We start from the raw sequence: 11290 nt of genomic DNA on the forward strand, positions 1-11290 counted from the left end.
GTGACCACCGCCGACGACGTACGCCGGGTCGGCCTCGCCCTGCCCCGGACCTACGAGTTCTTCACCGGCGGCCGCGCCAAGCTCAAGGTCCGCCAGATCGTGTTCGTCGGGTTCTCCCAGGACGAGGCCGACATGGGGTTCGGCTACCCGAAGGACGCCCGCGACGGGCTGGTCGCGTCCGACCCCGAGACGTTCTTCCTGCCGCCGGCGCGCGACCTGCGCTACCAGTGGGTGTGCGCCCACCTGGACCGCCTGCACGCCGAGGAGATGCGCGAGCTGGTCACCGACGCGTGGCGGATGTGCACGCCGAAGATGCTCCACGACCTGCCCGAGATGTCACCGCCGACGGCGGCCGCGTGGAACGCGATGGACTCGGGCGACTGGGGCGGGCTGCGCGAGCTGCTCCATCCGTACCTGCACTTCGCGGACGGAGACGTCGTCCTGCGCGGCAGGACGAAGGTGCTCGCGCATCTGCGCGAGCACCCCGTCCCGCGCCCGCCCTCCCGGACCGAGGTCCGGGAGGGACAGGTGTACCGCTGGTTCGGTCAGTGACCGAGGACGGCCTCCTGGGCGTTGACCACCCCGTAGCCGTCGACGGCGGACCAGCCCTGACCGAGCTTGTTCACGAACCGGCCCGTGAAGGTCTTGCCGTTCACGAGCGTCACCTTGAAGACCATGCCGCGGGTCTCCTTCTTGCCGCTCGGGATCGAGAACGCGCCGCCCAGCTCGTCGGCGTTGTTGCCCTCGATCGCCGGCAGGTCCGGCGCCCACAGCGCGGCGTCACGGTCGACGCCGAAGCCGAAGGACTGGCCCTTCCTGAGCTGCTTCCCGAACTTGACCGTCATGTTCTGGAAGACGCCCTTGGTCAGGCCCTTGAACCGGCCCGAGAACGAGGCCTTGATGCTGCCCCGCTGGATGCCGTGTGCCTGACCGACCGTGAACGGGAAGCCGCCGTCCCGGAACAGCTCCGGCTGGCCGAGGTGCCGCGGGTCGAACACGATGCCCTTGAGCGAGGTCGGGCTGGCCGTCTCGCCGAGGAACCGGATCGACGCGATCGGCTGCTTGCCCGAGTAGCTGACCCGGAAGAAGTTCCGGTCGGCCAGTGAGCCGGGCGTCGCGTTCCGTTCGTCACTGGAGCTGCCGACGGCCATGATCTTCAGGCCGTGCGCGGAGCCGCTCGACCGGAACGGGTCGAGGTCGTGGCCGAACGTGCTGCGCTCCAGGCGGTTCCGGACCTGGTCGGGGGTCATCGACCCCGGACCACCGGCCTTCTGGATCATCAGCGCCGCGATGGCAGCCGCGTGCGGGGCCGAGGCGCTCGTGCCGCCGAAGTTCGGGAAGGCGTCGCTGTCCCGTGCGTCGTCGGCCACGAAGAACGTCGTGTTGCCTCGGTCGGTCGCCGAGATCTCCGGCTTCGTCCGCGTCTTCGGGGTGTCGTACCGGTTGCCCTGCGAGTCGAAGTACATCTTCAGCTTGCCGCCGGGCGAGGTGTACGGCTCGGGCAGGAACGCCTTGAACGGGTCATAGGCGCCCACGCCGATCGCGCCGGCCGCCGTCGGGTGGCCGAAGGTCGCCGGAGCGGACGGGTCGAAGTACTCCGACACATAGATGTCGCCGTTCAGGATCAGGCGCAGGTGCGACACCTGGGCCGGGCCCGGGGTCGCGTCGGCGATCACGAGCTGGAGGTCCGGGACGCCGCTGATCGGCAGCACCTCGGCCGGCTGCCCGGTGAGCGTGTTGTCGTCGCCGAGCACGCCGTAGTAGGTGCCGTCGGGCGCGAAGGCGAGGACGTTGAAGTCGGTCGTCACGTTCGACGGGGCCAGGATCGGCTGCACCTTGACGGTGAAGTCGCCCTCGTCGCCGCTGAACCCGGAGATCTTGATCGTGTACTCGCCGGCCTGGTCCAGCGTCGTCGACAGCTTCTCGGGCGACGAGCCGGTGTCGATCGGGCCCACCTCGGTGCCGTCCGGCTTGACCAGGTCGAGGATCAGGTCGGTGGTGCCCGACGGGATGGCGTCGGTCGTGACCAGCACCTGCTTGCCGAGCTGGTCGGCGGTCGGGGTGAAGTGGAACACCTCGACGTCGTCGGGCGAGGTCAGCTCGCCGGTGCCCTCGAAGTAGGGATCGCCCAGGTCCGCGCCGTCGGCGTCGACCGGGTCGTTCCACTGGAGGTCGTACAGGCCGCCGGCCGCACCGAGGGCGAAGTCCTGCGCGATGTCCGTGCCGGCGCCGGGGTCCATGTCCTGGAGGCCGCCGGCGTACAGGGCCGGGTCGACGCCGCTGAAGTCCAGGTTGGTGTTCTTGAGGCCCTTGGCCTTGGAGACCAGGTTGACCTTGCCGTCCCACGCACCGTGGTCGCCCGCGTTGCCCGAGGACGAGAAGTAGCTGACGCCCTGCGCCGCGACGTCGTCGACAGCGTCGCCGATCAGGCCGTCTGAGAAGAACGGCTCGTCGAAGTAGCTGACGTCGTCGACGATCACGTCGGCCCCACACGGGCCGGCCGGATCGGCGAGTGCGCGGATGTTGTCCGCGAAGCCCTGGTCCCCGCTGAAGGCCGTGGCGAAGCAGAGCTTCGCGTCCGGCGCGACGTCGTGGACGATCTGCAGCATGCCGCGACCCTCGTCGGTGTCGGTGTCGGGGCTGTCGCCGTCCTGGATGACGACGACGGGCTGCGAGTTCTGCGGGTTCCCGGTGCCGGGCAGGTCGCCCGACGCGATGTCGTCGTCCGCGTGGATCGTCAGCGGGTCACCGAAGACGTCGTTGTTCGCGCTGTCGTAGGAGTCCGAGAGCACACCGACCGTCATGCCCTGGCCGCGCACGCCCTTGGCCAGCACCTTGTCGATGCGCTGGAACTTCACGCCCTGCGAGGTCGTCGAGCCCACATGGGTGATCGGCCTCAGCTCCTGGACCAGGGTGCCGGTGTCGTCGAGCGCCGCGAGGGCCTTCATCGCCGACAGCGGCGCGAAGCCCTCGAGGGTGCCGACCTGCTTGTTGGTCGAGGTGACCACGAGGCCGAGCTTCTCGGCCTGGTTGCGGAACACCGCGCGGTCCGTCCCGGCCTGCGGGGTCAGGTTGACCATGACCCGGCCCTGGTCGTCCCGGATGGACAGCGAGCCCTGGTCGACCCGAAGGCCGCTGCTACCTACCCGTGCCTTGCCCGAGCCACTGCTGGCGACCAACCGCCCGAGCCCGTTGCCGAGCGAGCGGTCGACCGACTTGCCGAACCCGTTGGCCGTGGGACGCGCGTCCGGCGGCGCCGACCCTTCGGCCGGGTTCAGCAGGGTGAGTCCGCAGACGACAGCGACCGAAGCCGCCACCGCCAGGGATCTACGTGTTCTCATCGAGATGCCTCCCGTTTACGTGATGTGGCTAACACCTGCAGCCGCGAGCACCCTACGTCGACCTGGCCGTGTGGAACGGATAGTTGGATGTCCTACTATTTCTCTCATGAGCGCACGCGACCGCTGGCAGGCCCGCTACGAGAAGTCCCGCGTCCGGGAGGCCGACTTCACCACCCTGAGCGGAGTCCCCGTCGAGCCGGCGTACGGCGCCGAGGACTCGGAGTGGCCCGGCGAGTTCCCGTTCACGCGGGGGCTCTACCCGACCGGCTACCGCGGGCGGACCTGGACGATCCGGCAGTTCGCCGGCTTCGGCAACGCCCAGCAGACCAACGAGCGGTACCGGATGATCCTCGGCCGCGGTGGGGGCGGGCTCTCGGTCGCGTTCGACATGCCGACGCTGATGGGCCGCGACTCCGACGACCCGAAGTCGCTCGGCGAGGTCGGCCACTGCGGTGTCGCGATCGACTCCGTCGCGGACATGGAGATCCTCTTCGACGGCATCGACCTCGGCGACGTCACGACCTCGATGACGATCAGCGGCCCCGCCGTTCCCGTGTTCTGCATGATGCTGGTCGCCGCGGAGCGCGCCGGTGTCGACACCGGGACCCTCAACGGCACGCTCCAGACCGACATCTTCAAGGAGTACATCGCGCAGAAGGAGTGGCTCTTCACGCCCGAGCCGCACCTGCGGCTGATCGGCGACCTGATGGAGTACTGCGCGGCGAACATCCCGGCGTACAAGCCGCTGTCGGTCTCCGGGTACCACATCCGCGAGGCCGGCTCGACCGCCGCGCAGGAGCTGGCGTTCACGCTGGCCGACGGCTTCGGGTACGTCGAGCTGGGTCTCTCGCGCGGCCTCGACGTCGACGTGTTCGCCCCGGGCCTGTCCTTCTTCTTCGACGCGCACGTGGACTTCTTCGAGGAGATCGCGAAGTTCCGCGCCGCCCGCCGGATCTGGGCGCGCTGGATGCGTGACGTCTACGGCGCCAAGAGCGAGAAGGCGCAGTGGCTGCGGTTCCACACCCAGACCGCGGGTGTCTCGCTGACCGCCCAGCAGCCGTACAACAACGTGGTCCGCACCGGCATCGAGGCGCTCTCGGCCGTGCTCGGCGGCACGAACTCGCTGCACACCAACGCGCTCGACGAGACGCTCGCGCTGCCGTCCGAGCAGGCCGCCGAGATCGCCCTGCGGACCCAGCAGGTGATCATGGAGGAGACCGGCGTCGTGAACGTCGCGGACCCGCTCGGTGGGTCGTGGTACGTCGAGGCGCTCACCGACCGGATCGAGGCCGAGGCGACCGCGATCTTCGACAAGATCCTCGCGATGGGCGGCTCGACGCTCACCTCCGCCCAGCCCGAGAAGATCGCCGAGGCGGTCCGGAACGGCGACTGGGTCGTCACCCGCGGCCTGCTGCGCGGCATCGAGGAGGGCTGGTTCATGTCCGAGATCGCCGAGGCGGCGTTCCAGTACCAGGTCGCGCTCGAGAAGGGCGAGAAGCGGATCGTCGGCGTGAACTGCCACGAGGAGTCCGTCACCCACGACCTCGAGATCCTGCGCGTCTCGCACGAGGTCGAGGTCGAGCAGGTCCGAGCCCTGTCCGCCCGCCGGCAGGGTCGCGACGAGGCCGCCGTCCGGTCCGCGATCGGCCGGATGGTCGACGCGGCCAGGGCCGACGAGAACATGATCGAGAGCATGCTGGACGCCTGCCGGGCCGAGGCCACCCTCGGCGAGATCTGCGACGCGCTGCGCGCCGAGTGGGGCGAGTACCGGGAGCCGGCGCGCTTCTGAGCACGTCCATGTGGCATGAGGTTCCTGCTGACGCTCGTGCTCCTGCTGTCACTGACCGCCTGCACCGACGACGGTGACTGGTGGTCGTCCCCTCCCGACGGCACGCGCTGGGTGGGGTACGACGGCGCGGTCGTCGCCGTACCCGACTGGTGGACGACCGGTGAGACGACGTGCGGCGCGCCGGTCGAGGACACCGTCTACTTCGACTCCGGTGCGGTCGTCGACTGCGCCGACCCCGACTACGACGCCACCGTCGACGAGGTGTCCAGCCTCGCCGTGCTCCACCACGACGGCGGGATCGACGAGGACGACCTCGACGGCAGCTGCCAGGAGTGGTTCCGGGGCGTCTGCCGGCGGATGTTCGCCGTCCCGGGCTCGGACGCCGTCTTCGCGGTGACGATCGACGAGGAGGGGGACGGCGACTTCGAGGAGATCCGCGACTCGGCGCGCGCCCTGCCTGACCGCGTCACGACCGTCCCGCTCGCGATCGGCGGCGCCGGCGGCTGGACGCCGACCTGGGGCGCGGAGCCCACGGTGGTCCGCGACCTGCGGAGGGCGATCGAGGCGGCCGGGCTCGAGGTCGAGGTCCAGGTCCTGGACCCGGACCCGAACGGCGACGTCGCCGACCTCGCCCCGGGCTCGCTGCTGGAGGTCCAGCCCGCGCTCGGTGCCCCGGTCGAGTCCGGGAGCACGGTGAAGGTCACCGTGATGGGGACTTCCGGCCCATGACCGGCTGACGGCGGGTCTGGTGGAATCGGGGCGTGGACCTCGCGCACGCCCTGGCCGCCCTGCCCGCCGACCCCCGAGTGGTCGTGACCGGGAACCACGCGACCCCGTGGCACACCCTCGGTCTCGTCGACGAGGCCCTCGACTCCTACCGGCTCTGGGCGCTCAACGGGCAGCCCGGCCTGCCCGACCGCGACGGCGTGGTGCTCGAGACGTCGTTCGTCGGGCCGGGCCAGCGCCGCAGCGAGCGGCTGTCGTACCTGCCATCCCGGCTCTCGATGGTGCCGAAGCTGTTCGGCACCGCGCTCCCTCCGGACCTGGTCGTGCTGCACACCAGCCGGCCGCGCGACGGCCAGGTGTCGCTCGGGGTGGAGGTGAACGTGCTGCCGGCCGCGATCGAGGCCGCCAGGCGGAGGGGCGGACTGGTGGTCGCCCAGGTGAACGACCAGATGCCGTGGACGTACGGCGATGCGCTGCTCGACCTCGACCTCGTCGACGTGCTGGTGGAGGCGGACGCCCCACTCCCGAGCGCGCCGGCGAGCGTCATCGACGAGCACTCCGCCCGCATCGGCGCCCTGGTCGCCGAACGCGTGAGTGACGGGTCGACGCTGCAGGCCGGTATCGGCGCCGTACCCGACGCGACGTTGCACGGACTGACCAGCCGCAGCGGGCTACGGGTCTGGACCGAGATGTTCTCCGACAGCGTCCTCGCGCTCGAGAAGGTCGGCGCCCTGGACCGGACCGTGCCGATCGCGGCGTCCTTCCTCTTCGGCTCACCCGAGCTGCTGGCGTGGGCGGACGACAACGAGCGGATCCTGATGCGCCGCACGGAGGTCACCAACAGCCCGGCCAGGATCGCCCGGAACCAGCGCATGGTCAGCGTCAACACCGCCCTCCAGGTGGACCTCTTCGGCCAGGCCAACGCCTCCCGGATCAGCGCTCGGATCCACTCCGGCTTCGGGGGTCAGACCGACTTCTTCGTCGGCGCGATGCACAGCGAGGGCGGACAGGCCTTCATCGCGATGCGCTCGTGGCACCCCAAGGCCGACTGCTCGACGATCGTGCCGCTGGTCGACGAGCCCGTGACGTCGTTCCAGATGACGGCAGTGGTCACCGAGCAGGGGGTGGCCGAGCTCTACGGCCGCGACCAGCGGGAGCAGGCCAGGCAGCTCATCGAGCATGCCGCCCACCCCAGCGTCCGCGAGGAGCTGCGCGAGGAGGCCGTGGCGCTGGGTCTGATGTGAGGACCCGACCGGACCTCCCTAGGATTGGTCGCATGAGCCAGCAGCCGTTCTCCCGCCCCGGCGCCGTCGACCTCTCGGGCCTGTCCGGCGCCGCGCCGGGCGCCGCGCCCGCCGCGGCCTCCGCGGGCTCGTCGTACGCCGTCGTCGTGACGGAGGAGAACTTCCAGTCGACGATCGAGGCCTCCACGACGGCGCCGGTGTTCCTGGTGTTCTACTCGCCGACGCGGATGGCCGAGAGCGCCGACCTCGCGCGCGACCTGGAGACGCTGTCCGGCGAGTTCGAGGGCCGCTTCCTCGTCGGCCGCGTGGACATCGACGAGACCCCGCAGATCGCCCAGGCCATGCAGATCCCGTCGATCCCGCTGGTCGTCGCGGTCCTCGACGGCCGTCCGGCGCCGCTGTTCCAGGAGGTGCTGCCGCTCGACCAGCTGCGGGCCCAGCTCACCCAGGTGATGCAGCAGCTCACGGTCAACGGCGTCGCCGGCCGGCACCAGCCGCGGCACGTCGGCGGCGCCGCGGGCGACGACGGCGAGGAGCTGGTCGACCCGCGGTACGCCGCGGCGCAGGACGCGCTCGGCGACGGTGACGTCGACCGGGCGGTCGCGGAGTACCAGAAGCTCGTGGACGCCAACCCGGCCGACGCCGAGGCCGCCGCCGGCCTGGCGATGGCGAAGGTGCTGCAGCGCACCCAGGGCGTCGACCTCGACGCCGCACGGGAGGCCGCGGCCGCGAGCCCCGACGACGTCGACGCCCAGACGATGGTCGCGGACCTGGACCTGCTCGGCGGCCACGTCGAGGACGCGTTCGACCGGCTGGTCGGGCTGGTCCGTCGTACCGCCGGCGACGACCGGGACAGGGCGCGTGAGCACCTGCTCGGGCTGTTCGCGGCCGTCGGGAACGACGACCCGCGGGTGCTCAAGGGCCGGCAGAACCTGGCGTCTGCTCTCTTCTGAGGGCGTCGAGCACGGCGAGCACCGCGGGGGAGTCCGCCATGCTGCGCCGGTGGACGGCGATCACGTCGCGGGTCGGCTCGGGGTCGTGCGCCGGTACGCCGACCAGCTCGACGCCGAGCGGCTGGCGGCCCAGCCGGGGCACCAGTGCGATGCCGAGCCCCGCGCGCACGAGCGCGAGGTGGGAGTCGAACTCCATCGCGGTGTGGGCGATGCGGGGGAGCCGGCCGGTGCCGGCGTACATCCGGGTCAGCCACTGGCGGCAGATCGTGCCCTCCGGGGTGGCGATCCAGTCCTCGTCGACGAGGTCGTGCGGGGTCACCGACGACCGGTCGGCCAGTCGGTGGGTGCGGTGCACGACCACGTCCGCGACGTCGCGGGCGACCACGGTCGCCAGCAGGTGGTCGGGGATCGCGATCGGCACGTCTCCCCATCGGTGCACGACGCCGAGGTCGCTCTGGCCGGACCCGACCAGGTCGACGGTGTCCCAGGGCTCCCGCTCGGTCAGCGACAGGGCGAGGTCGGGGTGGGCATCGCGCAGCGCGCGCACGACGGGTGCGACCAGCCCGCGCATCGCGGTCGAGAACGCCGTCAGCCGCAGCCGGCCGGCCACGGCGCCGGCTCGCCGGTGCAGCGTCGACTCGACCTCCTCGAGATCGGCGAGCAGCCGGCCGCCGGCGTCGACGAGATGGCGACCGTGGTCGGTGAGCATCACGCCGCGGCCCACCCGCTCCAGCAACGGGACGCCGGTCTGCTTCTCCAGCCGCTTCACCTGCTGCGATACCGCGCTGGGCGTGAAGCCGAGCGCGTCGGCCGCCGCGACGACCGAGCCGTGGGTGTCGACGGCCCGGAGGCTGGCCAGGGCCGCGAGGTCGATCATGCAGCGATGCTACATCGATCCGTGCAGGATCATTCGCTGGTGCTTCACGGTCGTTCCCGGCACCGTGGACCCGTGAACCGCCGCGACTCCCTCCTGGCCGCTCTGGTCGCCTCGATCTGGGGCTTCAACTTCGTCGTGATCGACTGGGGCATGGCGGGCATCCCGCCGCTGCTGTTCGCGGCGATCCGGTTCACGTTCGTGGTCGTGCCGGCCGTCTTCTTCGTCGCGCGACCGGACGCCCCGTGGCGGGTGGTCGCCGCGGTCGGGGTGTTCATGTCGCTGGGCCAGTTCGGCTTCCTGTACGTCTCGATGGACGCCGGCATGCCGCCCGGCCTGGCCGCGCTGGTGCTCCAGGCCCAGGTGATCTTCACGATCCTCATCGCCGCTGGGGTGCTGCGCGAGCTGCCGACCCCCGCGCAGGTCGCCGGTGTGCTGATCGGCACGGTCGGCCTCGCCGTCGTCGCGGTCGGGCGGGGCGGGAACATCACCGCGACCGCCCTCGCGCTCTGCGTGCTCGCCGCGCTGTCGTGGGGGATCGGCAACGTGATCAGCCGCTCTTCCGGCGTACGCGGAGGGCTGTCGCTGACCGTCTGGTCGGCGGTCGTGGTGCCGGTTCCGCTGCTCGCGCTCTCGCTCGCGGTCGACGGGCCGGCGGCGGTGGGCGACGCGCTGGCGTCGTTCTCCTGGCAGGCCGCCCTCTCGACGCTCTACACCGCCGGGCTCGCCTCGCTGGTCGGGTACGGCGTGTTCAACACGCTGCTGTCGCGCAACCCGTCGTCCTCGGTGGTGCCGTGGGTGCTGCTGGCCCCGGTCGTCGCGATGGCCTCGGCCTGGACGCTGCTCGACCAGCGGCCGAACGGCGCCGAGCTCGCCGGCGGCCTGGTGCTGGTCGCCGGCGTGCTCGTCGCGATGCGGCCTCGTCGGTGGGGGCTAGGCCGCCGGCCCCTTGGCGCGGACGTCGGCGACGGCGCCCATGGCCTGCCGGAGCTCGGCCAGCCAGTCGCCCTCGTGCTGCCCGACGAGCCGGACGCACCAGGCGAGCGCATCGGAGCGTGACCGCGCCACCCCGGCGTCGACCAGGGTGTCGAGCACCAGTCGCTGGGGCTGGCGCAGCCGGGTCATCACCGGTGCGGAGACGTGGGTCCACAGCTCGCGGTGCTCGCCGACGGCCACGCCCCACGAGACCTTGCGCTCGAACCGGTGCTGCGCCTCCTGTGCGATCTCCATCCGCTGCTCGCGGGTGTCCTCCCGGAACGCCGACGCGCGACCCGAGCGCGCCTCGGCCAGTGCCGCGTCCGAGCCCTGGGGCTCGGCGTCGGCGATCGTCAGCACGACCGTGATCTCCTCACGGTCGACCATGACGTCGGCGGGCTGCCAGTCCGCCGGGAGCCGGCCGGCGAACCAGCCCGTCACGCGCTCCTTCATCTCTTCAGTAATCATGTAATCATCGTTGCACGCGGGGTCAAGTCCATGCCGAGTCGGCGCTGTCTCAGCTGAGATTGCGCCGACTCGGCACTGAGATTGCGCCGACTCGGCGTCAGGGGCGGCCGGACTCCGTGTACGCCGGGCCGGCGCCGTCGACGTTCGCCATGGCGGCCGCGACCCGTCGCGCGGTGAAGTCCGCGCACCGCTCGGCGACCTGCTCGGCGGTGCAGAACTCCGCGGACCGGATCTCGCGGGTCTGCCGCACCACGGAGTCCAGGAGAGCGGGGTCGTGGACGCCGCCGTCGAAGACCAGGCACAGCGCGTCGTCCCAGCCGCTCCACGGCGGCAGCCAGTCGGTGAGCAGCAGGCGTCCGGCGGGCAGGGTCAGTCCCAGCTCCTCCTCGACCTCGCGGGCGACGGCGACGTGGGGGGACTCGCCGACCTCGACGACGCCGCCGGGGAGGTCCCAGTCTTGCTTGTAGGTGAGCTGGCAGAGCAGCACCCGGGCGTCCGGCGTGCGAAGCAGCAGCTGGCTGATCGCGCGCTTGCGCGGGAGGAACGAGTTCAGCAGCGCCCGGAACCCCTCCGGCTCGTGCACCGGTACGTCGGTGGCCAGCCGCGCGTACACGATCCGGTCCACCGTCTCGCCCGCGACCGTGACGCCGCGCATCACGCCCTCGCGGCGCAGGCCCGACCAGGTGGCGGTGCGCTGCGCGGCCTCGTCCTCCGGATCGACCAGGGCCTCGACGCGCGCGTGGTCGACGAGCGCGGCTGCGACCTCGTGGCGTACGACGTCGACCGGGTCGTCGGCGGTCCAGCTGATCCGGGCGATTCCCTCCGCGACGGTCGTCACGGTGGTGGTCGGCTGGGTCACGGACAGAACTCTAACGATCGCGGCTCGGCCGGCCGAGCCTGTCCGGCTCGGGGTTGTCCGC

Annotated in this window: 9 protein-coding genes and 1 pseudogene; 6 read left to right on the forward strand and 4 right to left on the reverse strand. The window is 71.5% G+C overall.

The annotated features are described in order from the left end of the window. On the forward strand, positions 1–552 hold the full coding sequence (locus ACVW2K_RS11790; protein ID WP_197025330.1) for an MmcQ/YjbR family DNA-binding protein: 552 nt from the start codon (positions 1–3) through the stop codon (positions 550–552). Here the strand turns inward: ACVW2K_RS11790 and ACVW2K_RS11795 are convergent. After that, positions 546–3341, reverse strand: coding sequence for a S8 family serine peptidase (locus ACVW2K_RS11795; RefSeq protein WP_457202636.1), 2796 nt, complete (start codon positions 3339–3341; stop codon positions 546–548). The two genes, ACVW2K_RS11790 and ACVW2K_RS11795, sit on opposite strands and share 7 nt — an antisense overlap. Before the next feature lie 106 nt (positions 3342–3447). On the opposite strand from ACVW2K_RS11795, the gene ACVW2K_RS11800 reads away from it, so the two are divergent. The 4 genes from ACVW2K_RS11800 to ACVW2K_RS11815 are packed head-to-tail and all read left to right on the forward strand — an operon-like array spanning position 3448 to position 8053. Beyond that, entirely contained in the window at positions 3448–5130 is a 1683-nt protein-coding gene (locus ACVW2K_RS11800) for an acyl-CoA mutase large subunit family protein (RefSeq protein WP_036570395.1), read from the forward strand. 15 nt (positions 5131–5145) lie between these two features. Next, positions 5146–5859, forward strand: coding sequence for a PASTA domain-containing protein (locus ACVW2K_RS11805; RefSeq protein WP_028637593.1), 714 nt, complete (start codon positions 5146–5148; stop codon positions 5857–5859). A 32-nt stretch (positions 5860–5891) separates the two neighbouring features. Continuing rightward, complete coding sequence (locus tag ACVW2K_RS11810; protein ID WP_457202637.1) at positions 5892–7100, forward strand: acetyl-CoA hydrolase/transferase family protein; 1209 nt, start codon at positions 5892–5894, stop codon at positions 7098–7100. 32 nt (positions 7101–7132) lie between these two features. Further along, complete coding sequence (locus ACVW2K_RS11815) at positions 7133–8053, forward strand: co-chaperone YbbN (protein WP_457202638.1); 921 nt, start codon at positions 7133–7135, stop codon at positions 8051–8053. Here ACVW2K_RS11815 and ACVW2K_RS11820 read toward each other — a convergent pair. Then, positions 8016–8930 carry a LysR family transcriptional regulator gene (locus tag ACVW2K_RS11820; RefSeq protein ID WP_457202639.1) on the reverse strand — a complete coding sequence of 305 codons (915 nt, stop codon included), beginning with the start codon at positions 8928–8930 and terminating at the stop codon, positions 8016–8018. The two genes, ACVW2K_RS11815 and ACVW2K_RS11820, sit on opposite strands and share 38 nt — an antisense overlap. Before the next feature lie 6 nt (positions 8931–8936). On the opposite strand from ACVW2K_RS11820, the pseudogene ACVW2K_RS11825 reads away from it, so the two are divergent. Continuing rightward, positions 8937–9827: pseudogene (locus tag ACVW2K_RS11825) on the forward strand (EamA family transporter); the annotation flags it as partial. Positions 9828–9860: 33 nt separating this feature from the next. Here ACVW2K_RS11825 and ACVW2K_RS11830 read toward each other — a convergent pair. Further along, positions 9861–10370: a hypothetical protein gene (locus ACVW2K_RS11830; protein ID WP_457202640.1), complete on the reverse strand. Its 510-nt coding sequence runs from the start codon at positions 10368–10370 to the stop codon at positions 9861–9863. 97 nt (positions 10371–10467) lie between these two features. Further along, on the reverse strand, positions 10468–11229 hold the full coding sequence (locus ACVW2K_RS11835; protein ID WP_028637598.1) for an NUDIX hydrolase: 762 nt from the start codon (positions 11227–11229) through the stop codon (positions 10468–10470). Between the last annotated feature and the right edge of the window lie 61 nt (positions 11230–11290).

The sequence above is a fragment of the Nocardioides sp. HB32 genome (assembly GCF_054058995.1).

Coding starts and splice junctions, on each gene's coding strand:
- ACVW2K_RS11795 (WP_457202636.1), bottom strand. CDS start 3,341: ATGAGAACACGTAGATCCCTGGCGGTGGCGGCTTCGGTCGCTGTCGTC.
- ACVW2K_RS11800 (WP_036570395.1), top strand. CDS start 3,448: ATGAGCGCACGCGACCGCTGGCAGGCCCGCTACGAGAAGTCCCGCGTC.
- ACVW2K_RS11805 (WP_028637593.1), top strand. CDS start 5,146: ATGAGGTTCCTGCTGACGCTCGTGCTCCTGCTGTCACTGACCGCCTGC.
- ACVW2K_RS11815 (WP_457202638.1), top strand. CDS start 7,133: ATGAGCCAGCAGCCGTTCTCCCGCCCCGGCGCCGTCGACCTCTCGGGC.
- ACVW2K_RS11820 (WP_457202639.1), bottom strand. CDS start 8,930: ATGATCGACCTCGCGGCCCTGGCCAGCCTCCGGGCCGTCGACACCCAC.
- ACVW2K_RS11830 (WP_457202640.1), bottom strand. CDS start 10,370: ATGATTACTGAAGAGATGAAGGAGCGCGTGACGGGCTGGTTCGCCGGC.